The sequence below is a fragment of the Diaphorobacter sp. ED-3 genome (assembly GCF_027625375.1).
GTDB classification, from domain to species: Bacteria; Pseudomonadota; Gammaproteobacteria; order Burkholderiales; family Burkholderiaceae_C; genus Diaphorobacter; species Diaphorobacter nitroreducens.
Genome location: NZ_CP115182.1, coordinates 3,199,339 through 3,223,662 on the forward strand (window position 1 = coordinate 3,199,339; position 24,324 = coordinate 3,223,662).

The following is a 24,324-nucleotide window of genomic DNA, read 5'->3' on the forward strand; positions in this document are numbered from 1 at the left end:
CGGTGGTGTCAGGACTTCTGCGCAAGGCTCTTGCCATGCTCGGGCGCGGGCCACAGGCCCCGCGGGCGCAGCAGCATCACGATGATCATGGCCAAGGCGATCAACAGTTGGCGCAGGATGGACGAGTCCAGCCGCCCGTCGGTCATCGCCTGCAGCGGGCCGGCCACATAGCGCAGCACCTCGGGCAGCGCGGACAGCAGCACGGCACCCAGGATCACGCCGGGAATGTGGCCGATGCCGCCCAGCACCACCATGGCAACGATCATCACCGACTCCATCAGGCTGAACGACTCGGGCGAGACGAAGCCCTGGAACGCGGCGAACATGGCGCCGGCCACGCCGCCGAACGAAGCGCCCATGCCGAAGGCCAGCAGCTTCATGTTGCGCGTGTTGATGCCCATCGCCTTGGCGGCGATCTCATCTTCGCGGATGGCCATCCACGCGCGCCCGATGCGCGAATCCTGCAGGCGATAGCACACCAAAATGGTGACCAGCACCAGGAACAGGAACAGGTAGTAGTACAGCGTGACGGAGTTGATGTCGTAGCCGAACAGCTCCAGCCGCTTGCCCAGGTCCAGCCCGAAGATCTTCACCGAATCGATCTGCCCCAGGCCCTTGGGGCCGTTGGTGATGTTGACCGGGTGGTCCAGGTTGTTCATGAAGATGCGGATGATTTCGCCAAAGCCCAGCGTCACGATGGCCAGGTAGTCGCCGCGCAGCTTGAGCACCGGTATGCCCAGCAGCACGCCGGTGCACGCCGCCAGCACCAGGGCTAGCGGGATCACCATCCACAGCGACATGTGCAGCCCATCGGGGAAATTGGCGGCAAACCAGGCGAAGTTCTCCGTCAGGTGCGGCGAGGCCAGCAGGCCGAACATGTAGGCACCGACGGCATAGAACGCCACGTAGCCCAGGTCGAGCAGGCCGGCGTAGCCCACCACGATGTTCAGGCCCAGCGCCAGCATCACGTACAGCAGGGCCAGATCGGCGATGCGCACCCATGCGTTGCCGAAGTACTGCAGCACCAGGGGCAGAACCAGCAGCGCAATGCCGCCCAGGATCCATTGGATCTTGTGGTTTTTCATGGTCGTTGGCTCCTCAGGCGCGGTCGGCCACACGCTCACCCAGCAGGCCCGAGGGGCGCAGCGTCAGGATGATGATGAGCACGATAAAGGCGAAGATGTCGGTGTAGTGGCTGCCCAGCACGCCCCCGGTGAGGGTGCCGATGTAGCCGGAGCCGATGGCCTCGATGAGCCCCAGCAGAAGTCCGCCCACCACGGCGCCAGCCAGGTTGCCGATGCCGCCGAACACCGCCGCGGTGAACGCCTTCAGCCCCGGCAAGAAGCCCATGGTGTGCTGCGCCGTGCCGTAGTTGGAGGCCCACATGATGCCGGCGATGGCGGCCAGCACCGCGCCGATGATGAAGGTGGCCGAGATCACCATGTCGGGCTTCACGCCCATGAGCGCGGCCACGCGCGGGTTCTCTGCCGTGGCGCGCATGGCGCGGCCCAGCCGTGTGTAGTTGACCAGGTAGACCATGGAAGCCAGCGCCACCACCGTCACGCCCAGGATCAGCACCTGGGTGGTGGTGATCACCGCGCCGCCCACTTGGAACGGCTGGGTGGGCAGCAGCGTGGGGTACGGTTTGTAGTTGGGCTTCCAGATGATCATCGCCAGCGTCTGCAGCAGGATCGACATGCCGATGGCGGTGATCAAGGGGGCCAGGCGCGGGCTGTTGCGCAGCGGCCGGTAGGCGACTTTTTCGATGGTGAAATTGAGTACCGCCGCCACCACGCAGGCGATCAGCGTGGCCAGCAGCAGAATGAGCCAGCCGGGCGCGCCCGGCATGGCCTCCTGCATGAGGCCGATGCAGCTCCAACTGGTCAGCGCGCCGACCATGAGCACTTCCCCGTGCGCGAAGTTGATGAGCTGGATGATGCCGTACACCATGGTGTAGCCCAAGGCTATCAAGGCGTACATGCTGCCCAGAACCAGACCATTGATGATCTGCTGCAGCAAGATGTCCATATGTTGAGTCCTTTGTATCGACTATTGACGTGCACACCAGCCAAGCACCGCGAATCGATGCAGCCTTGTGGGCCCGTTCGCCATCTAGCAAAAAACCCGCCAGGCAAGGGTCTGCGCGGGTTTGTGAAGAAATTGTAGTCAGAGGAAACACGCCGTCCCTACCACGTTTGGACGGGGTTTTCCCTTGATTGGAGGGCGCATCAGGCGGGTGCCGCGCGCATTAGAAATATTGATGATTGCGACGCGATCAGGGAATGCGCTTATTCCCAACGGGTCATGGATTGGGCTGAACAATGCCGTGCAACGGGACCGTGGTCGGCCCGCCGCTAGCCCCTCACACAAGAAGCCACTCGAAGCCTAGGCGTCTGGGGGCACGTCGTCGGGGCCACCCTGCGCTGCCGCATTGCGCGCGCGCAGTTCATCGAGCTTCTGGCCGATCTTGATCTCCAGCCCGCGCGGCACCGGTGCGTAAAAGCCCGGCGGATCCATGCCATCGGGCAGGTAGTTCTCGCCCGCGGCAAAGCCGCCCTCTTCGTCGTGCGCGTAGCGATAGTCCTTGCCGTAGTCCAACTGCTTCATGAGTTGGGTGGGCGCATTGCGCAGGTGCAGCGGCACGGGGCGCGTGCCGTCTTGCTTCACGAAGGCGCGGGCCTTGTTGTAGGCCATGTAGCCCGCATTGCTCTTGGGCGCCACGGCGAGGTAGATGACGGCCTGCGCCAGCGCCAGCTCGCCCTCCGGGCTGCCCAGGCGTTCATAGGTCTGCGCAGCGTCGTGCGCGATCTGCATGGCGCGCGGATCGGCCAGACCGATGTCCTCCCAGGCCATGCGCACGATGCGCCGCGCCATGTAGCGGGGGTCCGCCCCGCCGTCGAGCATGCGCACCAGCCAGTACAGCGCAGCATCAGGATCGGAGCCGCGCACCGACTTGTGCAGCGCGCTGATGGTGTCGTAGAACTGTTCGCCACCCTTGTCGTAGCGGCGCATGCGCTCGCCCAGCACCTGCAGCAGCCAGGCGTCTTCGATGCGCTCGATGCCCGCCTGGCTTGCGGTGACCTCCAGGGTTTCCAGCGTGTTGAGCAGGCGCCTCGCATCCCCGTCGGCATAGGCGATGAGGCGCTCCAGCGCTGCATTTTCAATAGCTGGTAGCGCTTGCAGCGCCTGGGCCTTGGCCACAATTTGCTTCAAGTCGTCGCTGCCCAGAGGCTGCAGCACATAGACCGCGGCACGCGACAGCAGGGCCGAGTTGACCTCGAACGAAGGGTTCTCGGTGGTCGCCCCCACGAAAGTGAACAGGCCGCTTTCCACATGCGGCAAGAACGCGTCCTGCTGGCTCTTGTTGAAGCGGTGCACCTCGTCCACGAAGACGATGGTGCGCTGCTGCATCAGCCCGTCGCGTGCGCTCTCGGCCAGCTGCACGGCATCGCGGATGTCCTTCACGCCGCCCAGCACGGCACTGATGCTGATGAACTGCGCATCGAACGCCTCGGCCATCAGGCGCGCAATCGTGGTCTTGCCCACGCCGGGCGGCCCCCACAGGATGCAGCTGTGCGGGCGGCCCGATTCAAACGCCAGCCGCAGCGGCATGCCCGGCCCCAGCACATGCTGCTGGCCAATGACCTCGGCCAGCGAACGCGGACGCAGGCGTTCGGCCAAGGGCTGGTGGGCCAGCGGGGAAGCGCGACTCATAGCGTATCGAGCGGGCTCAACACGCCGCGCCCGCCCTTGTTCAAGACATGGGTGTAGATCATGGTGGTACTCACATCCTTGTGACCCAGCAACTCCTGCACGGTACGGATGTCGTAACCTGCCTGCAGCATGTGGGTGGCAAAAGAATGCCGCAGCACATGCGGTGTGCAGGGCTTGTCGATGCCCGCGCGGCGCGCTGCCAACGCCACGGCCTTCTGCACCGACTGCTCCAGCAGGTGATGGCGCCGCTGCACGCCCGAGCGCGGATCCACCGAACGCACCGCGCTGGGGAATACGTACTGCCATCCCCAGGCCGTGGCTGCATTCGCGTACTTCACGGCCAACGCATCAGGCAACCACACGGCACCAAGACCCGCATCCAAGTCCTTGCGGTGCAGCGCACGGGCGCGCTCCATCTGCTCGCGCAACGGTGTGATCAGATTCTCGGGCAGGACGGTCACACGATCCTTGTTCCCCTTGCCTTCGCGCACGATCAGTTCACGCCGTTCGAACTCCACATCCTTCACGCGCAGGCGCAGTGCCTCCAGAATGCGCATCCCCGTGCCGTACAGCAGCGAGGCAACCAGCCACTGCGTGCCCTGCAGGTGCATCAGCAGCTCGCGCACCTCGCGCTGTGTCAACACCACCGGCAGGCGGCGCGCCTTGCGGGCCGAAACAATCTCATCCAGCCAGGGCAAGTCGTGCTGCAGCACCTCTTTGTAGAGAAACAAAATGGCGGCCTTGGCTTGGTTCTGCGTAGAGGCGGACACATTGCGCTCAACAGCCAGGTGGGTCAGAAAAGCGGTGACCTCCGGTGCCCCCATCTCGCGCGGATGGCGCTTGTCATGGAACAAGATAAAGCGGCGCACCCAATCCACGTAAGCCTGCTCGGTGCGAATGGAATAGTGCAGCACCCGGATGCGCTCACGCATCGACTCCAGCAGCCGGGGCGGCTGTCGCACGGCGGGTGGGCGTGAAACGGAAGGCGCATCCATCCGTGAAATTTTAGGCGGTCTAAATTACCGCTGCCATGGGCGTTTATGGAGAGGCTTGACAGCCTGCTTGACTTAGGCCGCGGCCGGTCGATAGCATGCAGAGATCTAATTCTAGTTAGACTTTTGGGCGGCGCGAATCTTGCTGCCCAAAGGCTTGCATTTACGGAGCAAAAAATGAGCACTCACCGCGTGTATAAGTCCCATGAATTCATGCAGCCAGCCGAGAAAGAACCAATACGGTCTGTTGTTGTTGAATCTTCGCATTCAGTTATCGTGGCTTGGCATGTGGAGCCCGGCCAAACTATTGCGCCACATATTCACCCCGACGGACAAGATACATGGACCATCCTTTCAGGGGAAGGTCAATATCAAATTGACGAGCAAGGCAACACCGTTGCAATTGTTCCGGGGGATATCGTAGTTGCAAACAAAGGGCAGGTGCACGGTGTTCTTTGCACCAGCGTTGGCCCACTTCGGTTCATTTCAGTGGTTGCGCCTTTGGATGCTGGTTATGAACCGCTATCAGCAAAAACATAGGGGATATCAAGTGCAACAAGCTGCCTCCGCTCCCCAGCCTAACTGTTTGGTCAAGCTGACGCCAACAGGCTCCGCCTGTTGGTACCCTCCGCTTCGCTCCGGCGCAGCTTACCGCGGGCGTTAGTCCCTTCATATTCCCGCTTTATGCAGGCCGCTATTTATTCCAGCGTTTTGTCCATCGCAAAGGTTCAGCCTTTGGCGCTTGGCCGTTGCGCTGGGCTTCGCCTGCAATCGTTGCGCAGTTTTCAAGCCTTTTTGGCCTCTAGCTCCCGTCCCGCTTGCGCTAGCAGCTCTTTCTTTGGTAGCGTTTTGCGGGTGCGCGGCGCTTTTTCAAACCCCGGCGGGTCTAACCCGGCGGTCAAGCGGACCCGCCTACGGCGGGCCGCTTACCTTGGCCGTTAGTCCCTTCATATTCCGCTTTATGCAGGCCAGCATTTATTCCAGGGTTTCGCCTTTCTCAAAGGTTTCTCCTTTGAGGTTTTGGCGCTCTGCCGGGCTTCGCCTGCATTCGCTGTGCCAGTTTCAAGCCTTTTTGACCTCTAGCGCTTGTGCAGAAAGCGCTGCCAGCTATCGTTCTTGCAGCGCTGCGCCGCTTTCGTGGCCCAGCGCTTTTTCGTGGGCCGCGCCCTTCTTCAAGGCTGGGCGCTCCCTTTTGGCCTTCGGGTCTAACTCTGCGGTCAAGCGGACGGCTTCGCCGCCGCTTACCTTGGCCGTTAGTCCCATTACCCGCTTTATGCGCACAGCCACTTATTCCAGCGCTCGGCCCTATTCCAGGGGCTTTGAAGCCTTTTTGGCCTCCAGCGCTTTTGCAGCAAGCGCCACCAGCTATCATTCTTGCAGCGCTGCGCCGCTTTCGTGGCCCAGCGCTTTTTCGTGGGCTGCGCCCTTGTTCAAGTCCGGGCGCTCCCTTTTGGCTTTCGGGTCTAACCCGGCGTTCAAGCCGACCCGCCTACGGCGGGCGGCTTACCTTGGGCGTTAGGCTCAAATGCGAAGAGAAGCGAAACTAGTAGGTGCATTCGCTCTGGCGCTTGGAATTTCTGCGCTCGCAATAAGTGCAAACCTTCTGCTTGGAGGTGAGACGCAGAGCGGCGGGCTTAGCTGTAAGTCCATTTGCGGTTTGTCTTTATTGGTCACGCAATTCCTTGGCGCTAGTACTGGTGGGCTTGTGGGAAGTCTGCTATGGCTACTGGTCGGCATTGTTTTTACTTTCGTCGGATATCGGGTGTTTAGTGGCCGTTAACACACCTAACCCGGCGCTCAAGCCGACCCGCATACTGCGGGCGGCTTACCTAGTCCGTTAGCCTGCCTTTTATTCCTGCTCATTTCAGCCCATGAATATTCAAACGCCATTTGCCCTCGCAAGCGTTTATCCGCTGGGTGTTTGGCGTTCGCTCGGGCTTCGCCTGCGTGGGTTGCGTCAGTTTCAAGCCTTTTTGGCCTCTAGCCCTTGTGCAGCAAGCGCTGGCAGCTCTGGTTTTCGTAGTCCGTGGCCTGTGCGGTCACTTTCGTTTTTGCGCTTTGGGTCTAACCCGGCGCTCAAGCCGACCCGCATACTGCGGGCGGCTTACCTAGTCCGTTAGGGAGCAAATATGGGAGAGGCCATTGCAGCACTCCTTGGGGCTGTTTTGGAGGTCGCGATGATCTTCACGGGTAAAGCAGTCGTATCGGCTGCCAGTTTTGGCCGCTGGCGCGGCGAGCAACTCAGTAGTTCTGAAGGCCGCATTCACAGTCCCGCAGGCGCTCTATCGTTTAAGCGTGATGGTCAGCGCGTGTTTACCGCTACAGGTCTTTTTTTCATCGGAGGCATGTTTTATGCACTGTTCGCGCTGGCAGCACTTTTGTTTGCAGCATTGGCCTAACCCGTCGGTCAAGCGGACAGGCCTTCGGCCAGCCGCTTACCTTGTCCGTTAGGCCATCACATGCTCGGTCTTACGCTATTTCGGTCGACGCTTCTATTGCCCCTTGCAGTTCCGGCCATCGCTGTTTTGCTCCGGCTGGAAGTGGCTGGATTTCTTGGTATCGCTACCTTCGTTGTTGCCGCACCTTATACAATTTTTGTATTCTGGGCGTGGAAGCACATGGGACGGTTTGCCAGCTTCAGAGAGGCGTACATCTTTCTTGCAAAGGTCCCGGTTATATTCGCTATTCCAATCGGTCTGCTTTGGTTTCTTGGCTTACTTGCCACAGCCATCCCATTCTCAACAGCCTTAAAGTCAACGAGCCAGCTACTTGCAGTCTTGGTAGGTACGGCCTACCTATACAGTGTCATTGCGGCCCTCTTGGTTACGCTGGCACAAGCCGTTGGACTTTCCGATAAATATAAAGGCCATGAATAGGCGGGAGCCTAACATTTCCGTCAACACGGACCTGCGCAAGCGGCGCTTCGCACCGCTTGCGCAGGCCGGTTACGTCAGACGTTAGGCAATTGCAATGAAGGCGCTCGCATGGATCACAACTGCTTTGTGCATCACTTACGGTGCAATCGCACTGATTATTTATCAGACAAAACATGCCGATGTACTTGAAGAATCAAAAAGCCTTAGAGAGATTGAAGCAAAAGTCGAAGGGGTGCAAAGGTGTCCAGGAAAAAGCCTGTGCTATCAGACGATAGTTTCTTACCAAACAAACGACAAAGTCATTACCGCAAAAGTTCTTGGTGAGCACGGGAAAGATGGGGCAATCATTTCAATTTGGACAAAACCCGGGGCACCAAAAGGTTATGACTCCCCCTCCGCATTTATTGAACAATCAATGGTCTTTTTCCCGTTATTCTTCCTGCCTACCGCCTTAATTATTCTTCCGCTTCTGCTCGCTCTTCAAGGAAAAAGTGAGTCTACGAAACCAAGCAGCCAATGAAAACCGTCTGCCTAACATGGCGCTCAACCTCGCTCCTTTCAGTCGCTGGACGCTGCGCGATAAAGCCGCGCAGCGCCGGTTAGCTCTACGTTAGCCTGCTTTTTATTCCTGCTCATTTCAGCCCATGCATATTCAAACGCCATTTACCCTCGCAAGCGTTTATCTGCTGGGTGTTTGGCGTTCGCTCGGGCTTCGCCTGCGTGGGTTGCGCCAGTTTCAAGCCTTTTTGGCCTCTAGCCCTTGTGCAGCAAGCGCTAGCAGCTATTGTTTTCGTAGTCTGTGGCCTGTGCGGTCACATTCTTTTTTGCGCTTTGGGTCTAACCCGGCGCTCAAGCCGACCCGCATACTGCGGGCGGCTTATCTTGGCCGTTAGTCCCTTCATATTCCGCTTTATGCAGGCCCGCATTTATTCCAGCGCTTCGCCTTTCTCAAAGGTTTCTCTTTGGTGGTTTTGGCGCTCTGCTGGGCTTCGCCTGCGTTTGCTTGGTCGGTTTCAAGCCTTTTGGGCCTCTGGCGCTTGTGCAGCAAGCGCCACCAGCTATCATTCTTGCAGCGCTGCTCCGCTTCGGTGGCCCAGCGCTTTTTCATGGGCCGCGCACGTCTTCAAGGCTGGGCGCTCCCTTTTGGCCTTCGGGTCTAACTCTGCGCTCAAGCGGACCCGCATTCTGCGGGCCGCTTATCTTGTCCGTTAGCCATGAGGATCAACCCAATTCGCTCGTTCGCAAGAAGGCATCCTGTTCGCTACTCGGTCATGGCATACGTTGTAGTCGGGGCGCTTTACATCGTGTTGCGCGGCATCCTCGGCGGGCGCCTGGCAGCGATGCTGGCTTTGGACACCGTGCTATTCGCGGGTCTTCTACTGTTGGTTGTAGGGCCTGCGTTGGTTCTGGCGCCGCGACTTGAGCGCACACTCTCCCGCCGATTTCGGGGTGGGGCCCCCTTCCTAGCGCTGTTTGGCTTCCTCGCCATATCCCTTCCCGCCGGTTTTGCGCTCGCCACATGGGTACTAAAGCACTTTCCGGTCGTTCCGTAATAGCCCACAGCGCGGCTAACCTTTTGCTGCAGCGGACGGCTTCGCCGCCCGCTGAGCGCAAACGTTAGTCCCATCACCCGCTTTATGCGCAGCCACTTGTTCCAGCGCTCTACCTTGTCCAAGGGGTTTTCAAGCCTTTTTGGCCTCCAGCGCTTGTGCAGCAAGCGCAACCAGCTATTATTCTTGCAGCGCTGCGCCGCTTCCGTGGCCCAGCGCTTTTTCGTGGGCTGCGCCCTGGTCCAAGTCCGGTCGCTCCATTTTGGCCTTCGGGTCTAACCCGGCGTTCAAGCCGACCCACCTACGGCGGGCGGCTTACCTTGGCCGTTAGTCCCATCACCCGCTCTATGCGCGCAGCCACTTATTCCAGCGCTCCGCCCTGTTCCAAAGGCTTTCAAGCCTTTTGGGCCTCCAGCGCTTGTGCAGCAAGAGCCACCAGCTATCATTCTTGCAGTGCTGCGCCGCTTTCGTGGCCCAGCGCTTTTTCGTGGGCTGCGCACATCTTCAAGGCTGGGCGCTCCCTTTTGGCCTTCGGGTCTAACTTTGCGGTCAATCGGACCCGCATTCTGCGGGCCGCTTACCTTGGCCGTTAGCTAGCAGGGAAGTACGTCGCAGTGGCACACACAGATCAATCAATCGATACCCTTGTATCAGTTAGCGGCACTCTCGCTAGCATCGGCCTGGCGCTGGTTGCAATCCTGGTCTCAAAGACCTCAATCGATCACATTGAAGTGATTGCAGACGATATCTTCTTGTTCTCTTCGCTCGGCTTTTTGTTTGTCGTTGTACTTGGCTACCTTGCACAGAAGCGCGCAAGCACCACTCAAGCAACAAAGTTAGTAACGGCTGCCGAATGGATCTTTTCCGCCTCTCTCGCAACCATCGTGATCGGCGCTGTCTTGATGGTGTACTCAGAGTTGTAATTTGCGTTGCTAGCTAACAATTCGTTCAAGCCGAGCCCGCTTCGCGGTCTCGGGTGTGACCGGGCTGCAACGGGCGGGCCGGCTTAACTCAGGTGTTAGTCCCATCACCCGCTTCATGCGCGCAGCCGCCTATTCCAGCGCTCTGCCCTGTTCCAAAAACTTTCAAGCCTTTTGGGCCTCCAGCGCTTGTGCAGCAAGCGCTACTAGCTATCATTCTTGCAGCGCTGCGCCGCTTCCGTGGCGCAGCGCTTTTCGTGGGTCGCGCCCGTCCTCAAGTCTAGGCGCTCCCTTTTGGCCTTCGGGTCTAACTCTGCGCTCAAGCCGACCCGCCTACGGCGGGCGGCTTATCTGGGCCGTTAGTCCCTTCATATTCCCGCTTTATGCAGGCCGCTATTTATTCCAGCGCTTCGCATGTCTCAAAGGCTTTCCAAGCCTTTTTGGCCGCCAGCGCTTGTGCAGCAAGCGCCACCAGCTATCCTTCTTGCAGCGCTGCGCCGCTTTCGTGGCCCAGCGCTTTTTCGTGGGCTGCGCCCTTCTTCAAGGCAGGGCGTTCCCTTTTGGCCTTCGGGTCTAACTCTGCGGTCAAGCGGACCCGCATTCTGCGGGCCGCTTACCTTGGCCGTTAGGCTTCTTGTGGTTCGCCGAATTAGTTCCAAGAAAATGCCTGTCCACGTAAGCAGAACTCTCATTTCTGTTGGAGCCTTGGCTCTCTCTTCGGTTGGTCTAATCGCCGCTCTTTTTGGCTTAGCTGTGGTTAAAGGCTTAACCGCCGCGGCCATTTTGTTGGTGTGGCTGGCTGCTTTCACCGCACTCACCAGAATGGTCCTGGCGTGGATACGCGACACAGTACTCGGCCAAACTTATTCAAAGCGGGCGTTTCTACTTGGCTGCTCTTCACTTCTAGCGCTTCCGCTTGCCACATTGCCTGAAGCACTCGCGACTGTTAGTGCACTCTCGGCTCTGATGCGCTTTACAACCACACTTCTATTTGAAATAGTCGTGTCGTTGCCTGCAATAGCACTGGCATGGCACCTAAACAAGTTTCATTCGGGCTGCACTGGCCGCTAGGCTGTTCTTCGCAAATCCCAATCAAACGATTCATGCCTGCTTCCACCTTCCACTTCGGTCCCCAGCCTAACTGTGGGTTCAACGCGGACGCCAACATAGGCCATGCCTTCGGCATTTTCATGGCCTATGTCGGTACCCTCCGCACTTCGTGCTCCGGCGCCGGTTAACCAGGGCGTTAGCCATGAGGATCAACCCAATTCGCTCGTTCGCAAGAAGGCATCCTGTTCGCTACTCGGTCATGGCATACGTTGTAGTCGGGGCGCTTTACATCGTGTTGCGCGGCATCCTCGGCGGGCGCCTGGCAGCGATGCTGGCTTTGGACACCGTGCTATTCGCGGGTCTTCTACTGTTGGTTGTAGGGCCTGCGTTGGTTCTGGCGCCGCGACTTGAGCGCACACTCTCCCGCCGATTTCGGGGTGGGGCCCCCTTCCTAGCGCTGTTTGGCTTCCTCGCCATATCCCTTCCCGCCGGTTTTGCGCTCGCCACATGGGTACTAAAGCACTTTCCGGTCGTTCCGTAATAGCCCACAGCGCGGCTAACCTTTTGCTGCAGCGGACGGCTTCGCCGCCCGCTGAGCGCAAACGTTAGCCTGCTTTTTATTCCTGCCCATTTCAGCCCATGAATATTCAAACGCCATTTACCTTCGCAAGCGTTTATCCGCTGGGTGTTTGGCGGTCGCTCGGGCTTCGCCTGCGTGGGTTGGGCGTGTCCGAATTTTTGTGTAAACGGGTCGGACTTCAATTGACGGAGATGCGGTCTCCGAACTGAATGGTAAAGCGGGTCAGCGCGGCCTTCCAATCCCGGATGGGCATGGTCCACTTCTGGCTGATGTTGCGCAGCGCCAGGTAGAACAGCTTGGTCAGCGCCTCGTCGCTGGGGAACGAGCCCCGGTTCTTGGTCAGCTTCCTCAGGCTCATGTTCACCGACTCGATGGCATTGGTGGTGTAGATGACCTTGCGGATTTCCGGCGGGTAGTCAAAGAACGGGGTCAAGCGGCTCCAGTTCCTGCGCCAGGACTGGCCGATGGGCAGGTACTCGGCATCCCATCGGGCCTCGAACTCTGCGAGCATCAGTTCGGCCTCCTCGGCGGTGGCGGCCGTGTAGATACGGCGCAGGTCGGCCGCCACTTCCTTGCGGCGCTTCCATGAGACGTAGTTCAGGCTGTGACGCACCATGTGAACGATGCACAGTTGCACCACCGCCTTGGGGAAGACTGCCTCGATGGCGTCAGGGAAGCCCTTGAGCCCATCGACGCAGGCGATGAAGATGTCCTGCACGCCCCGGTTGCGCAACTCGGTGACCACCTGCAGCCAGAACTTGGCGCCCTCGGTCTGGGCCAGCCACAGGCCCAGCACCTCCTTGTCGCCCGTCATGGTGATGCCGATGGCCAGGTACACCGCCTTGACCCGCACCGCGCCCTCGCGCACCTTCACATGGATGCAGTCCAGATAGACGATGGGATAAATCGGCTCCAGCGGTCGGGCCTGCCAGGCCTTGACCTCGTCGGCCACGGCATCTGTCACCGAGGAAATCAGGCTGGGTGAGACCTCGGTGCCGTACATCTCTTCGAGGTGGGCCTGTATCTCGCGCACCGTCATGCCACGGGCGTACAGCGAGATGATTTTGTCGTCGAAGCCGGCCCAGCGGGTCTGGTGCTTGGGGATGAGCTGAGGCTCGAAGCTGCCATGGCGGTCGCGTGGCACTTCGATGGGCAATTCGCCGAACTCGCCCTTGAGGGTCTTCTTGCTCTTGCCGTTGCGGGTGTTGCCAGCGGGGTTGGCCACCGCCTCGTTGCGTTCATGGCCCAGGTGCTCAGTCAGCTCAGCGTCCAGGGCTCGCTCGACCAGCAGCTTGGTAAGTTGCTTGAGCAGACCGTTCTCGCCGATGAGGTCTTCGGGCTTCTTGTAGTTGGCCAGCAGGCCAGACAGCAGTTCTTCGGGTACGTCGTGTTTCTTGGTGTTCATTGTGCTTACGGACAGGCCGGCTTACGCCGGCGGTGGATTGTCCGTTTACACAAAATTCTGCACACCCTCGCAACTGGCTGTGGCCTAACAGTTCATTCAAGCCGAACCCGCTTCGCGGGTCGGCTTAATTCAGGCGTTAGTCCTCTCATATTCCTCTTTATGCAGGCCTAGCCTATGCCTAACAATTGGCATGGCTGGGGCTGCCTGACCAACTGGACAAGCCGACGCCGGCAAACTCCCCTTGCGGCTGCCCTCCGTGCTTCTCGATCCGGCGCGGCTTGCCGCGAGTATTAGACGTTGGTTCGTGGCAGCAGTCGCGTGCATGCGCTACGCTAGCATGCGTTGCCGCCACTGTGCAGCGCGGCTGAGTTCAGGTGTTAGCTCTTCCTGTCGCCCGTATCTGTACCCCACCATGCCCATCCGCATCGTCCGCCTCGGCACTCCCCGCGCACGCGATGAAGGCACGCGCATCGGCACCGTGCGCCGCCCGCCGCGCGGCGTGCCCAAGGAGCAGTTCGCGGCGCAGGACTGGTATGACGTGTGGTACCCCAACCTCTCGCCCAGCCCCGAGACCGTCAAGCTCGCCCAGGCCGCGCAGACGCCCAAGGAATGGGCGGCCTTCACCCAGCAGTTCCGCCAGGAGATGGCCACGCCGGAGAACCGCCACACCATCGCGCTGCTGGCCGCGCTGTCGCAGCACAACAATTTCTCCGTGGGTTGCTACTGCGAAGACGAGGCGCGCTGCCACCGCTCGGTGTTGCGCGCGCTGCTGTCCGAAGCCGGCGCCCGCATCGCAGACTGATGGCGAAGCCACCGGGCAACACATTGCCGCGCAACGCATTGCCGCGCAACGCATTGCCGGGCAACGACCTGCCGCGCGTCGAAATGCCGCGTGTCGAAATGCCGCGGGCCAAAGCGCCGAGCGTCGAAGTGCCCCCCAACGAGCCGCTGGACGCGCTGCTGCGCCGCGTGCGCGCCTGCACGATCTGCGCCCCCTTCCTGCCGCTGGGCCCGCGTCCCGTGCTGCAGGCCGATGCACGCGCGCGCCTGCTGATCGTGGGGCAGGCACCGGGGCGCAAGGTGCATGCCTCGGGCATTCCCTTCGATGACGCGAGCGGCGAGCGCCTGCGCACGTGGCTGGGGCTGACGCGCGAGACGTTCTATGACCCGGCGCGCGTGGCCATCGTGCCGATGGGCTTTTGCTATCCGGGCCGTGGCGCCTCGGGCGATGCACCGCCCCGCCCCGAATGCGCCCCCGCGTGGCGCGTGCCGCTGCTGGCACGGCTGCCGAACATCGCGCTGACCGTGGCCGTGGGCCAATACGCGCTGGCCTGGCATCTGGCCGCGTGCCGCGGGCAGCCGCTGGGGGAAACCGTGCGCGGCACCTGCACCCTGCCGGATGCGCCCGTCCTGGCCCTGCCGCACCCCAGCCCGCGCAACAACGGTTGGCTCAAGCGCCACCCGTGGTTCGAGTCCGAGTTGCTGCCGCTGGTGCGGGCACGCGTGGCGACCGTGCTGGCGGTTTAGAGCAAAACAGGGCTCTAGCGCTTACCCCATAAGCGCTAGCAGCTATCGAAACAGAAGCATCTACTGCGAGAGCACATCCGCCCCCGCAGGCGGCTTGAACTGGAAGGTGCCTGCCGGCAGCGCCGGGTTGAGCTGCATGCCGGTGAAGCGGATCAGCGATCGCTGCCCAAAGCTGTCCAGGATGTCCAGCGCCGCCAGTTGCTCCCCCGCGAAGCCCACGCGCACGCTCTTGAGCTGGCCGTCCTTGGCCTTGGGCGTAGCCAGCACCCACTGCAGGCCGTCCTGCTCGGGCGCCGACTCCAGCGCGAAGTCGGCGCGCAGCGCCGCCAGGTCGGGCGCGGACGCGAGCAGCGCCGCGGGCGTGCTGCCCAGCGCCTTGGATTGCGTGCGCTGGGTCACTTGGTTCAAGTCCGCGTCGTACAGCCACAGGGTCTGCCCATCGGCCACGATGAGCTGCTCGAACGGCTTGCGGTAATGGAACTTGAAGCGTCCCGGACGCTGGAATTCAAAACTGCCGCTGGAGGTCTTGGTGCGGCCCGCCTGGCCGTCCTTGGGCGGCGAGGTCACGGTCTGCGTGAACTCGGACCGGCCGCTCTGGGCGGTCTTCATGAAGGTTTCAAGGCTTTTCAGGCCGTCAGCCCAGGCGCAACCAGCGCCAGCAGCTATCAAAATCGCAGCAAATATTTTCTTCAACACCATTTCTCCATGCAAGCGGTTGCGTGGACAGCGGGCCAGGGAGCGTGCCCAGGCAGCTTTACTCGCTGCGCGCGGGCACCAGCACCTCGCGCTGGCCGCTGGCGGTGAGTGCGCTCACCAGGCCGGCCTTCTCCATGTCTTCGAGCAGGCGCGCGGAGCGGTTGTAGCCAATGCGCAGCTTGCGCTGCACGTAGGAGATGCTGGCCTTGCGGTCTTTCAGCACCACCTCCACGGCCTGGTCGTACATGGGGTCCTTCTCGCCGCCGCCTTCGCTGTCGCCAAAGCCGAAGCCGCTGTCGTCGCCCTCGACGGTACCGCCTTCCAACACCCCTTCGATGTAGTCCGGCTCCCCTTGTTCCTTCAAGTAGCTGACGACACGGTGCACCTCGTCATCGGAGACAAAGGCGCCGTGCACGCGGATGGGCAGGCCCGTGCCGCTGGCCATGTAGAGCATGTCGCCCATGCCCAGCAAGGCCTCGGCGCCCATCTGGTCCAGGATGGTGCGGCTGTCGATCTTGCTGCTGACCTGGAAAGCGATACGCGTGGGGATGTTGGCCTTGATCAGGCCGGTGATCACGTCCACGCTGGGGCGCTGCGTGGCCAGAATCAAATGGATGCCGGCAGCGCGCGCCTTCTGCGCCAGGCGGGCGATGAGCTCCTCGATCTTCTTGCCCACGACCATCATCAGGTCGGCCAGCTCGTCGATCACCACCACGATGTGCGGCAGCCGCTCCAGCGGCTCCGGGCTCTCCGGTGTGAGGCTGAAGGGGTTGGGGATGTGCTCCTCGCGCGCCTTGGCGTCGTCTATTTTCGTGTTGTAGCCCGCGAGGTTGCGCACGCCCAGCTTGCTCATGAGCTTGTAGCGGCGCTCCATTTCGGCCACGCACCAGTTCAGCCCGTGGGCGGCCTGCTTCATGTCGGTGACCACCGGCGCGAGCAGGTGCGGAATGCCCTCGTAGACCGACATTTCCAGCATCTTGGGGTCGATCATCAGCAGGCGCACGTCGCGCGCCTCGGCCTTGTAGAGCAGCGACAGGATCATGGCGTTGATCCCCACCGACTTGCCCGAGCCCGTCGTGCCCGCCACCAGCACGTGCGGCATCTTGGCCAGGTCCGCCACCACGGGCGCGCCCACGATGTCCTTGCCCAGGCCCATGGTCAGCAGGCTCTTGGCGTCGTGGTAGACCTGCGAGCCCAGGATCTCCGACAGGCGGATGGTCTGGCGTTTGGCGTTGGGCAGTTCCAGCGCCATGAAGTTCTTGCCAGGAATGGTCTCGATCACGCGGATGGACACCAGCGACAGCGAACGCGCCAGGTCCTTGGCCAGGTTCACGATCTGCGAGCCCTTCACGCCCGTGGCGGGCTCGATCTCGTAGCGCGTGATCACCGGGCCGGGCATGGCGGCCACCACGGTGACGTCCACGCCGAAGTCCTTGAGCTTCTTCTCGATCAGGCGGCTGGTCATCTCCAGCGTCTCGGGCGACACGGTCTCCTGGCGCGCCTGCGCGGCGTCCAGCAGGTCCACCTGCGGCAGGTTGCTGTCGGGCATCTCGCTGAACAGGGGTTTCTGGCGCTCCTTCACCACGCGGGTGCTCTGCACCACATCGGACAGCACTGGCTCGATGATGGTGACAGGCTGCGGGTGCTGCACCTCAATCTCGTGGCGCTCTTCCTGCACCACTTCCTCGCGCTCGCGCGCGGCGCGCCGTCCCACGGCCACGTCCTTGGCCTTCTCGCGCCGCGCCCGGCCGCGCTGCACCAGCGCATCGATGCGCCCGCCCAGGCGCTCGGCCAGATGCCCCCAGGAGAAACGGAACACCAGCGCCGCGCCCAGCACGACCACCACCACGCCGGCCAGGCCCGAGCCCGTGAACCCGAGCCAGCGCACGGCCAGCGGCCCCGTCATATAGCCCAGCATGCCGCCCGCATGGCCGGGCAGCAGGGCTTCGAACCGGTACAGCCGCGACCATTCCAGTGCCGTGCTGGCGCACAGCAGCAGCGCCAGGCCGCCCCAGAATACGCCGCGGCGCTGCCACGGCGCGTGGCCTGCGGCGCCATCGCCGCGCATCCAGCGCGCCAGCGACGCAAACCAGGCGCGCACGCCCGCGGCGACGCACCACCAGACGGAAAAGCCCAGCACGAAGTAGCTGCCGTCGGCGAGCCACGCCCCGAGCCTGCCCACCCAATTGGACAGTGGCTGTCCATTGCCCGCACCCGATGTGGACCAGGCCGCATCCTGCGCGGAATAGCTCACGAGGGCCAGCAGCCAGAACACCAGGCCCAGCAGGCCCAGCACCAGGCCGATCTCATGGCCGAAGCGCGCCGCGCCGGTGCGTGGCGCCGACTTGCTGGAGGAAGAAGCGTTCAGGGTGTTGAGGGAGTACGTCATGGGATAAGAGCGCGCAAGCTTACCCCATGCCGACGACGCGTCTGTGCGCCGTGCGCTGCGTGCGGCAGCCCGCCCCAGGCCTGCCGGCTGCCCGCCTTTTTGTCACTGCGCTGCGCCAGCGCAAAGGCCGATACGCCCGCCCCGGCCGTGTTATTCATGGCTTCTTACAATGGCCGCGATTGAAAACCCGACCGCAGGCGCCCGCGCGGACCGGTTGATACTGGGGGGCCCGGCCCCAGGTTCTTACGGGGCACGCCGGTCGCCCGGCATAACAAAACCTTACTTTTCAGCCATGTCCACTACCCAACACGCCAAAGTCATGATCCTCGGCTCCGGCCCGGCGGGCTACACCGCCGCGGTGTACGCCGCGCGCGCCAACCTCAACCCCGTGCTCATCACGGGCCTGGCCCAGGGCGGCCAGCTCATGACCACGACCGAGGTGGACAACTGGCCCGCCGACGTGCACGGCGTGCAGGGCCCCGAGCTGATGCAGCGCTTCCAGGAACATGCCGAGCGCTTCAAAACGCAGATCGTGTTCGACCACATCAGCCAGGTGGACCTGTCCAAGCGCCCCTTCACCCTTACGGGCGACAGTGGCACCTACACCTGCGACTCCCTCATCATCGCCACGGGTGCATCGGCCAAGTACCTGGGCCTGCCCTCCGAGGAAGCCTTCATGGGCAAGGGCGTGTCCGCCTGCGCCACCTGCGACGGCTTCTTCTATCGCGAACAGGACGTGTGCGTGGTCGGCGGCGGCAACACCGCCGTGGAGGAAGCGCTGTACCTGTCCAACATCGCTCGCAAGGTGACGCTGGTGCACCGCCGCGACAAGTTCCGCGCCGAGCCCATCCTGATCGACAAGCTCATGGAGAAGGTGGCGGCCGGCAAGATCGAGCTCAAGACCTTCTTCACGCTGGACGAAGTGCTGGGCGACGCCACCGGCGTGACCGGCATCCGCCTCAAGCACACCGAAGACGGCCATACCGAGGACATCGCGCTGCAAGGCTGCTTCATCGCCATCGGCCATGCGCCCAACACCGACATCTTCCAGGGCCAGCTGGCGATGGAAAACGGCTACATCGTGACGCAGGGCGGCCTCAAGGGCTTTGCCACGCAGACCAGCGTGCCGGGCGTGTTCGCCGCCGGCGACGTGCAGGACCATGTGTACCGCCAGGCCATCACCAGCGCCGGCACGGGCTGCATGGCCGCGCTGGACGCGCAGCGCTTCCTGGAACAACAGGAATAACGCACTAAGCCCTGCCCACCCGGCTCCTGCAGGTTTCGGCATGCAGGGGCTTTTTGATATTCGGGCTATAATGCGCGGCTTTGCCAAATCCTGCGCCTGCAAATTGCAGCGCAAAGGCTGCGGCGACCGGGTTACCGCCACCCGTTCAAACTGGCGAGGTGAGGCTGACCGGCACGCTCCTGCTCTCGCGGGACTTCAGCGCCGGCAGCCGTTGCAACTATCGGAGTGTCCTGATGGCACGCGTATGTGAAGTAACGGGCAAGAAGCCCATGGTGGGAAACAACGTCTCCCACGCCAACAACAAGACCAAGCGCCGTTTCCTGCCCAACCTGCAGTACCGCCGTTTCTGGGTGGAAAGCGAGAACCGTTGGGTGCGCCTGCGCGTGTCCAGCGCCGCTCTGCGCCTGATCGACAAGAACGGTATCGACTCCGTGCTCGCAGACATGCGTGCCCGTGGCCAAGCCTAATTTCCTCAAGGAGAACAACCATGGCTTCCAAAGGCGGACGCGAAAAGATCAAGCTGGTGTCCACGGCCGAAACCGGTCACTTCTACACCACCACCAAGAACAAGAAGACGATGCCTGAGAAGATGTCGATCATCAAGTTCGACCCCAAGGCTCGCAAGCACGTCGAGTACAAGGAAGCCAAGCTGAAGTAATTCGGCCCGGCTCCTGTCAAAAAGCCGCCCGGCGTTGCGCCCGGCGGCTTTTTTCATGTCCAGCGTGGGCATAAAAAACCGCGGCACCCTTCCGGGTTGCCGCGGTACTGCGGTCAGAAGAGCCAGCCGCCGCGTCGCTCAGGCGTGGACCGCGCGCAGCTTCAGCGAAAACTCCTTGAGCGCCGCGATGCCGCTGGCCTCGGCCCGCTGGCACCAGGCCTGCAGGTCTGCGGTCAGCTGATCGCGCGACTGCGAGGTGTTGAGCCAGAGCTGGCGCAGCTCCTCGCGCATGGTGACCATCTTGTCGAGTACGGGGTGCGCTGCACGCACTTCGGCCAGCGTCGGCTGGGCCTGCGCAGGGACCTTCTCGGCGTCGCGGTGCAGCCAGCGCTTGGCGCGCTTGAGGGCCGACACGTCGGCCTTGCGCGCCTTGAGCGCGGCGATCTCGTCCTTGCAGGCTTGGCGCACGCCGCGCGCATAGCCGGCCATGACCTCGTAGCGGTTGGCGATGAGCGCCTCCAGCGTCTTTTCGTCCGCCACCGGCTTCACGGCGCCCAGGCGCAGCTTGGGCGGCACCTTCTTGACCTTGGCCCAGCCCAGGCGCTGCAACGCGCTGATGTAGAGCCACCCCACGTCGAACTCATACGGCTTGACCGAGAACTTCGCGGCCGTCGGATAGGTGTGGTGGTTGTTGTGCAGTTCTTCACCGCCAATCACAAGGCCCCAGGGCACGAGGTTGGTGGAGGCGTCCTGCGCCTCGAAGTTGCGGTAACCCCAATAGTGGCCCACGCCGTTGACCACGCCAGCGGCCCAGAACGGGATCCACGCCATCTGCACGGCCCACACGGCGGCGCCCACGGCGCCAAACAGCACCAGGTTGATGACCAGCATCAGCCCCACGCCCTGCCAGGTGAAGCGGCTGTAGACGTTGCGCTCCATCCAGTCGTCCGGCGTGCCATGGCCGAACTTCTTCAGCGTCTCGGCGTTGGCCGCCTCGGCACGGTACAGCTCTGCGCCGCGCCACATCACGGTGCGCAGGCCGCGCGTCTGCGGGCTGTGGGGGTCGTCGGGCGTCTCGCACTTGGCGTGGTGCTTGCGGTGGATGGCCACCCATTCCTTGGTGACCATGCCCGTGCCCAGCCACAACCAGAAGCGGAAGAAATGCGCAGGCACAGGCCCCAGGTCCAGCGCACGGTGCGCCTGCGAGCGGTGCAGGAAGATCGTCACCGCCGCGATCGTGATGTGGGTGGTGGCCAGGGTGTAGAGCACGATCTGCCACCAGGCCAGGTCCCACACGCCATGCGCCAGCCAGTCGAGCGCGGTATTCCACGCGGCGCTATCAAACAACATACAAACCTCGATCCACTATCCAATACCGCCGCGCAGCCGGCGGCGTTCCACATTGTCGGGAGCCGTCCCCGCGGACCGGAACATGCCCGGCCGCCAGGATGGCTTCGCGTTGCGTGCCAGCGCGTAGGAAAGTTACGCGCGGCGGGTCCAGACGGCAGCGAAGAAACCGTCCGTCTGGTGCAGATGAGGCCACAGCCGCAGATATCCAGTGCCGCTGGCGCCGCCATGGCACAGGCGTGCGGCATCGGGCACCTTCAGCTGCGTGAGCAGCGCGCCGGCGTCCTGCGGCTCGAAATCGGCATGCGCCGCGCCGAAGGCTTCGGCAATGGCCTCGTTTTCCTGCGGCAGCACACTGCACGTGGCATAGACCAGCCGCCCGCCAGGTTTGACCAGGCGCGCCGCGCTTTCCAGGATGGCGGTCTGCTTGCCGGCCAGCTCCCGCAGCGCCTCGGGCGATTGGCGCCACTTCAGGTCGGGGTTGCGGCGCAGCGTGCCCAGGCCCGAACAGGGGGCGTCCACCAGCACGCGGTCGATCTTGCCGGCCAGGCGTTTGACGCGCTCGTCGCGCTCGTGGGCGATGGCCGCGGGGTGCACGTTGGACAGGCCCGAGCGCGCCAGGCGGGGCTTGAGCGCCTCCAGCCGGTGGGCCGACACGTCGAAGGCGTACAGCCGCCCCGTGCTGCGCATGGCCGCGCCGATGGCCAGCGTCTTGCCGCCGGCACCGGCGCAGAAGTCCACCACCATCTCGCCGCGCTTGGCGTCCAGCAGCAGCGCGAGCAGCTGGGAGCCTTCGTCCTGCACCTCGATGGCACCGCGCGTGAACGCGTCCAGCTTGGTGAGCGCGGGCTTGCCGGCGATGCGCAGTCCCCAGGGAGAGTAAGGTGTCACTACCGATTTGATAGCTGCTTGCGCAAGCTCCTTCTGCACCTGGTCGCGTTTTTCCTTCAAGGCATTGACGCGCAGGTCCAATGGCGCAGGCTGCGCCAGGCTGTCGGCCAGGGCCCAGAAGCCGCTCTCGCCCAGCTGCTCCTTGAGCGGCGCCACCAGCCATTCGGGCAGGTTGTGGCGGTGCGGCGCCAGCAGGTCTTCAGGACGCACGGCGTCGCACTGGTCCAGCCAGGACTTTTCCTGCTCGGTCAGTGCGCTCTTGACGAAGTCGCGCGGGCCGTGAAAGCCCAGGATGGCCAGGCGCCGCTCCTTGGGGCCCGCGCCCGAGCGCGCGAGCTGCTCGAACAACAGCTTCTTGCGCAGGACGTTGTAGACGGTTTCGGCCAGCGTGGCGCGCTCGCGCGGGCCCAGGCCGCGGTGCTCGCGGAAGTAGCGCGAGACCACGGCGTCGGCCGGGTGTTCAAAAGTAAGGACCAGCCTGACGAGTTCCGCGCAGGCGTCCACAAGGGCTTTGGGATGCATGGCGTGATTGTCCCATCTCGCGCCCGCATCATCCGCCGCCGCCTCAAGCCCCTCCGGGCCCGGCGTGCACAGGTTCGAACGCCTGGCGCTCGATGTCCTCCAGCGCCGCCGTGTCACCGGCCGCGAGCACCAGCACCTGTCCCGGCAGTTCCAGCTCGCTCTCCAGACGGCGGCACAGGGCAAAGCGCGCCTGCGCATCCAGACCGCGCAATTGCACGAACAGCAGGTAGGTGCGCCGCTGGGGCATGGCGCGCAGTTGCTTGCACACCAGCCAGGCGCGCGCCACCGCGCGGTGCAGGGCCAATTCGGCCTGCAGCTCGCCGAGCTCGAACGCGCTCAGATCGTGGCGCGTCACGCGCTGGAAGAAGGGCGTGTCGTACAGCTCCTCCAGGGCGTCATCCTCCACCTCCTCCGCCTGGCGCACGCGCTCGCGCCAGCGCTTGAGGGCCTCGGCGTCATAGTCCCCACCGGCCTCGGCACGCTGCTCCAGCGCCTGCACCGCGCCCCGGGCCGCACCCCAGCGATGGGTGGGACTGCAGTCCCACAACGCCTCGCAACAGCGCAGGCGCCCTGCCACGTCCTGTGGCGGCAGACTGTCGGCCAGCCCGAGCAGCGCACCCACATGGGCGGGTTCGCGCGCCAGCACGCGCTCGTACAGCGGCTGCACGGCGGCCTGCGGGTCCAGCCGGCGCATCAACCGCGCCAGCTCCACGGTCTCGGTGGCGCTGTTGCCGGCCTGGGTGGACTGCAGGGCGTGCACGCGCTCCTGCGCCCGCTGCAGGCGGGCGTGGTGCTGCTTCCACACCGTGGCGTTGGCCTTGCACCACTGGTCATCGAAGTGCGCCAGCCAGCCGCGCGCCTGCGCCCCCAGCAGCGACAGCGCCCCGCGCTGCGACCACGGCGGCAGCGTGGGGCGCCCACCCGTGAGCGCCTCCACCCGGTCGCGCAGCACGGGGTGGGTGTCGTCCACGCCGCTCAGGCGCCGTACCGCTTCGCGCAGCGCCATCTGGGCGAAGGCCGGCTCCGGCGGCAGTGCCAGCAGGCGCTGCAGGGCGCCGTAGGGCCCGGCGGGCAGCGGCTGGGACAGCGCGCCCTGCCAGTGCTGGCGCCAGAACTGCTCGCCCAGCCAGGCGCCCTTGATCTCGACCTCGGTGAGCGCGGCGGCCACCTCATCCTGGCCCAGCAGGCGCGCGGCGATGCGGTCGGCCTCGTATTCGTCCTGGCGGGCCAGGGCGAAGGTCTTGGCGGCAAAGCGCGGCCAGTACCAGTCCAGGAACGCCCGCGTGGCCACGGCCATGGGGCCGGCATCGTCCTGCATGCCCTCGTGCAGGCGGTGCCAGCTCAGGCGGGTGCGGTAGATCCAGGCCGCAAAGCGCCCGTGGTCGCCACGCAGGTGGCCGTATTCGTGGGCCAGCACCGCCAGCAGGCGCTTTTTGTCCAGCGCCATGAGCAGCGGCAGACCGAGCGTGAGCTGATTGCGCGCACCGCCCAGCATGCCCCAGCGTGCCTCCTGGCGGATGCTGGCGTTGAAGTCGTCGTCCAGATACACCTCGTGGATGGGCGGCCCCTTGATCTTGCGGCGGATGCGCTCCAGCGCATCGAACAGCGCCGGCGCCTCACGCGCGGTGATCTGCACGCCCTGGGGCGGGCTGCGCGGCACCCACAGCGCACGCAGGCTCAGCCATAACAGACCGCACGCGGCCATCACAATCCATACCCAAGCGAAGCGGAACTTCCCGTGGAGGAGTTGGGGCACCACCCACACCAGCATGCCCACGGCCAGCGCCAGGCAGCCCAGCACCCAGGCGTAGCCCAGCGCCGCAAAGGCGGCCACGCCGCGGCGGTAGGCACGGCTGTCGTCGGCGCTGGCCATCTCGCTCATGCGCACCATGTGTATGAAGTCCGCCTTCTTCATCAACCGCCCTCCCGTTGTGATGCGTATTTTTTCCACCGCGAATGCT

The 24,324-nt window shown here is 63.3% G+C and carries 30 protein-coding genes and 1 pseudogene; 21 read left to right on the forward strand and 10 right to left on the reverse strand.

What is annotated here, in order from left to right:
- Nucleotides 1-8 precede the first annotated feature (8 nt).
- From PCQ86_RS15505 to PCQ86_RS15520, 4 genes are all read right to left on the reverse strand, one after another.
- Nucleotides 9-1,085 carry an ABC transporter permease subunit gene (locus PCQ86_RS15505; protein ID WP_047349897.1) on the reverse strand — a complete coding sequence of 359 codons (1,077 nt, stop codon included), beginning with the start codon at nucleotides 1,083-1,085 and terminating at the stop codon, nucleotides 9-11.
- 13 nt (nucleotides 1,086-1,098) lie between these two features.
- Nucleotides 1,099-2,028 (reverse strand): branched-chain amino acid ABC transporter permease, encoded by a 930-nt coding sequence (locus PCQ86_RS15510; protein WP_011806482.1) that lies wholly within the window; start codon nucleotides 2,026-2,028, stop codon nucleotides 1,099-1,101.
- A gap of 357 nt (nucleotides 2,029-2,385) precedes the next feature.
- On the reverse strand, nucleotides 2,386-3,714 hold the full coding sequence (locus PCQ86_RS15515; protein WP_270174149.1) for a replication-associated recombination protein A: 1,329 nt from the start codon (nucleotides 3,712-3,714) through the stop codon (nucleotides 2,386-2,388).
- Nucleotides 3,711-4,709, reverse strand: a complete 999-nt coding sequence (locus PCQ86_RS15520; protein ID WP_270174150.1) for an integron integrase — start codon at nucleotides 4,707-4,709, stop codon at nucleotides 3,711-3,713. Before PCQ86_RS15520 ends, PCQ86_RS15515 begins: the two co-directional genes overlap by 4 nt.
- A gap of 174 nt (nucleotides 4,710-4,883) precedes the next feature.
- On the opposite strand from PCQ86_RS15520, the gene PCQ86_RS15525 reads away from it, so the two are divergent.
- The 16 genes and pseudogenes from PCQ86_RS15525 (at nucleotide 4,884) to PCQ86_RS15590 (ending at nucleotide 10,681) form a co-directional block, all read left to right on the forward strand.
- Complete coding sequence (locus PCQ86_RS15525; protein ID WP_013722854.1) at nucleotides 4,884-5,246, forward strand: cupin domain-containing protein; 363 nt, start codon at nucleotides 4,884-4,886, stop codon at nucleotides 5,244-5,246.
- A gap of 144 nt (nucleotides 5,247-5,390) precedes the next feature.
- Nucleotides 5,391-5,648: a DUF1010 domain-containing protein gene (locus PCQ86_RS19795; protein ID WP_333489918.1), complete on the forward strand. Its 258-nt coding sequence runs from the start codon at nucleotides 5,391-5,393 to the stop codon at nucleotides 5,646-5,648.
- A gap of 19 nt (nucleotides 5,649-5,667) precedes the next feature.
- Nucleotides 5,668-6,225 carry a DUF1010 domain-containing protein gene (locus PCQ86_RS15530; protein WP_270175457.1) on the forward strand — a complete coding sequence of 186 codons (558 nt, stop codon included), beginning with the start codon at nucleotides 5,668-5,670 and terminating at the stop codon, nucleotides 6,223-6,225.
- 352 nt (nucleotides 6,226-6,577) lie between these two features.
- Nucleotides 6,578-6,826 carry a DUF1010 domain-containing protein gene (locus PCQ86_RS15535; RefSeq protein ID WP_270174151.1) on the forward strand — a complete coding sequence of 83 codons (249 nt, stop codon included), beginning with the start codon at nucleotides 6,578-6,580 and terminating at the stop codon, nucleotides 6,824-6,826.
- Between the two features lie 9 nt (nucleotides 6,827-6,835).
- Nucleotides 6,836-7,105 (forward strand): hypothetical protein, encoded by a 270-nt coding sequence (locus PCQ86_RS15540; protein WP_011806486.1) that lies wholly within the window; start codon nucleotides 6,836-6,838, stop codon nucleotides 7,103-7,105.
- On the forward strand, nucleotides 7,059-7,157 hold the full coding sequence (locus PCQ86_RS19880) for a DUF1010 domain-containing protein (RefSeq protein WP_442874435.1): 99 nt from the start codon (nucleotides 7,059-7,061) through the stop codon (nucleotides 7,155-7,157). The genes PCQ86_RS15540 and PCQ86_RS19880 overlap by 47 nt, the downstream gene beginning before the upstream one ends.
- An 8-nt stretch (nucleotides 7,158-7,165) precedes the next feature.
- Nucleotides 7,166-7,582 carry a hypothetical protein gene (locus tag PCQ86_RS15545; RefSeq protein ID WP_270174152.1) on the forward strand — a complete coding sequence of 139 codons (417 nt, stop codon included), beginning with the start codon at nucleotides 7,166-7,168 and terminating at the stop codon, nucleotides 7,580-7,582.
- Nucleotides 7,583-7,676: 94 nt separating this feature from the next.
- Nucleotides 7,677-8,102, forward strand: coding sequence for a hypothetical protein (locus PCQ86_RS15550; protein WP_270174153.1), 426 nt, complete (start codon nucleotides 7,677-7,679; stop codon nucleotides 8,100-8,102).
- 124 nt (nucleotides 8,103-8,226) lie between these two features.
- On the forward strand, nucleotides 8,227-8,475 hold the full coding sequence (locus PCQ86_RS15555) for a DUF1010 domain-containing protein (RefSeq protein ID WP_270174154.1): 249 nt from the start codon (nucleotides 8,227-8,229) through the stop codon (nucleotides 8,473-8,475).
- A 19-nt stretch (nucleotides 8,476-8,494) separates the two neighbouring features.
- Complete coding sequence (locus PCQ86_RS15560; RefSeq protein WP_270174155.1) at nucleotides 8,495-8,794, forward strand: DUF1010 domain-containing protein; 300 nt, start codon at nucleotides 8,495-8,497, stop codon at nucleotides 8,792-8,794.
- 480 nt (nucleotides 8,795-9,274) lie between these two features.
- Nucleotides 9,275-9,463: a DUF1010 domain-containing protein gene (locus tag PCQ86_RS15565; protein ID WP_333489919.1), complete on the forward strand. Its 189-nt coding sequence runs from the start codon at nucleotides 9,275-9,277 to the stop codon at nucleotides 9,461-9,463.
- 16 nt (nucleotides 9,464-9,479) lie between these two features.
- On the forward strand, nucleotides 9,480-9,725 hold the full coding sequence (locus PCQ86_RS15570; protein WP_270174156.1) for a DUF1010 domain-containing protein: 246 nt from the start codon (nucleotides 9,480-9,482) through the stop codon (nucleotides 9,723-9,725).
- A gap of 21 nt (nucleotides 9,726-9,746) precedes the next feature.
- Nucleotides 9,747-10,055: a hypothetical protein gene (locus tag PCQ86_RS15575; protein WP_270174157.1), complete on the forward strand. Its 309-nt coding sequence runs from the start codon at nucleotides 9,747-9,749 to the stop codon at nucleotides 10,053-10,055.
- Between the two features lie 115 nt (nucleotides 10,056-10,170).
- Nucleotides 10,171-10,296: pseudogene (locus PCQ86_RS15580) on the forward strand (DUF1010 domain-containing protein); the annotation flags it as partial.
- A complete protein-coding gene (locus PCQ86_RS15585; RefSeq protein WP_270175458.1) occupies nucleotides 10,293-10,415 on the forward strand; it encodes a DUF1010 domain-containing protein in 123 nt (40 codons plus the stop codon). The pseudogene PCQ86_RS15580 and the gene PCQ86_RS15585, both read left to right, overlap by 4 nt.
- Before the next feature lie 20 nt (nucleotides 10,416-10,435).
- Nucleotides 10,436-10,681 (forward strand): DUF1010 domain-containing protein, encoded by a 246-nt coding sequence (locus PCQ86_RS15590; RefSeq protein WP_270174158.1) that lies wholly within the window; start codon nucleotides 10,436-10,438, stop codon nucleotides 10,679-10,681.
- A 1,179-nt stretch (nucleotides 10,682-11,860) separates the two neighbouring features.
- Here the strand turns inward: PCQ86_RS15590 and PCQ86_RS15595 are convergent.
- On the reverse strand, nucleotides 11,861-13,087 hold the full coding sequence (locus PCQ86_RS15595; RefSeq protein ID WP_011805843.1) for an IS256 family transposase: 1,227 nt from the start codon (nucleotides 13,085-13,087) through the stop codon (nucleotides 11,861-11,863).
- 412 nt (nucleotides 13,088-13,499) lie between these two features.
- On the opposite strand from PCQ86_RS15595, the gene PCQ86_RS15600 reads away from it, so the two are divergent.
- Together PCQ86_RS15600 and PCQ86_RS15605 are read left to right on the forward strand one after the other, a co-directional pair.
- Nucleotides 13,500-13,889, forward strand: coding sequence for a DUF488 domain-containing protein (locus PCQ86_RS15600; RefSeq protein ID WP_135147904.1), 390 nt, complete (start codon nucleotides 13,500-13,502; stop codon nucleotides 13,887-13,889).
- A 98-nt stretch (nucleotides 13,890-13,987) separates the two neighbouring features.
- Complete coding sequence (locus tag PCQ86_RS15605) at nucleotides 13,988-14,614, forward strand: uracil-DNA glycosylase family protein (protein ID WP_255580607.1); 627 nt, start codon at nucleotides 13,988-13,990, stop codon at nucleotides 14,612-14,614.
- 60 nt (nucleotides 14,615-14,674) lie between these two features.
- On the opposite strand, the gene lolA is transcribed toward PCQ86_RS15605, so the two are convergent.
- Nucleotides 14,675-15,313: an outer membrane lipoprotein chaperone LolA gene (gene lolA, locus PCQ86_RS15610; protein ID WP_369799247.1), complete on the reverse strand. Its 639-nt coding sequence runs from the start codon at nucleotides 15,311-15,313 to the stop codon at nucleotides 14,675-14,677.
- A 55-nt stretch (nucleotides 15,314-15,368) separates the two neighbouring features.
- A complete protein-coding gene (locus PCQ86_RS15615) occupies nucleotides 15,369-17,699 on the reverse strand; it encodes a DNA translocase FtsK (protein ID WP_015914048.1) in 2,331 nt (776 codons plus the stop codon).
- Nucleotides 17,700-17,991: 292 nt separating this feature from the next.
- Here PCQ86_RS15615 and trxB point away from each other — a divergent pair, with 292 nt between their 5' ends.
- The 3 genes from trxB (at nucleotide 17,992) to rpmG (ending at nucleotide 19,603) form a co-directional block, all read left to right on the forward strand.
- Complete coding sequence (trxB, locus tag PCQ86_RS15620) at nucleotides 17,992-18,945, forward strand: thioredoxin-disulfide reductase (RefSeq protein ID WP_011806494.1); 954 nt, start codon at nucleotides 17,992-17,994, stop codon at nucleotides 18,943-18,945.
- A gap of 233 nt (nucleotides 18,946-19,178) precedes the next feature.
- Nucleotides 19,179-19,412 (forward strand): 50S ribosomal protein L28, encoded by a 234-nt coding sequence (gene rpmB / locus PCQ86_RS15625; protein ID WP_003058229.1) that lies wholly within the window; start codon nucleotides 19,179-19,181, stop codon nucleotides 19,410-19,412.
- A gap of 20 nt (nucleotides 19,413-19,432) precedes the next feature.
- Nucleotides 19,433-19,603 carry a 50S ribosomal protein L33 gene (gene rpmG / locus PCQ86_RS15630; RefSeq protein ID WP_011806495.1) on the forward strand — a complete coding sequence of 57 codons (171 nt, stop codon included), beginning with the start codon at nucleotides 19,433-19,435 and terminating at the stop codon, nucleotides 19,601-19,603.
- Between the two features lie 138 nt (nucleotides 19,604-19,741).
- Here rpmG and PCQ86_RS15635 read toward each other — a convergent pair whose 3' ends face one another.
- The 3 genes from PCQ86_RS15635 to PCQ86_RS15645 all read right to left on the reverse strand — a co-directional run bounded on the left by PCQ86_RS15635 (nucleotide 19,742) and on the right by PCQ86_RS15645 (nucleotide 24,278).
- Entirely contained in the window at nucleotides 19,742-20,953 is a 1,212-nt protein-coding gene (locus PCQ86_RS15635) for a DesA family fatty acid desaturase (protein ID WP_270174159.1), read from the reverse strand.
- Between the two features lie 132 nt (nucleotides 20,954-21,085).
- Complete coding sequence (locus tag PCQ86_RS15640) at nucleotides 21,086-22,363, reverse strand: RsmB/NOP family class I SAM-dependent RNA methyltransferase (protein WP_015914051.1); 1,278 nt, start codon at nucleotides 22,361-22,363, stop codon at nucleotides 21,086-21,088.
- A gap of 43 nt (nucleotides 22,364-22,406) precedes the next feature.
- On the reverse strand, nucleotides 22,407-24,278 hold the full coding sequence (locus tag PCQ86_RS15645; RefSeq protein ID WP_270174160.1) for a M48 family metallopeptidase: 1,872 nt from the start codon (nucleotides 24,276-24,278) through the stop codon (nucleotides 22,407-22,409).
- Between the last annotated feature and the right edge of the window lie 46 nt (nucleotides 24,279-24,324).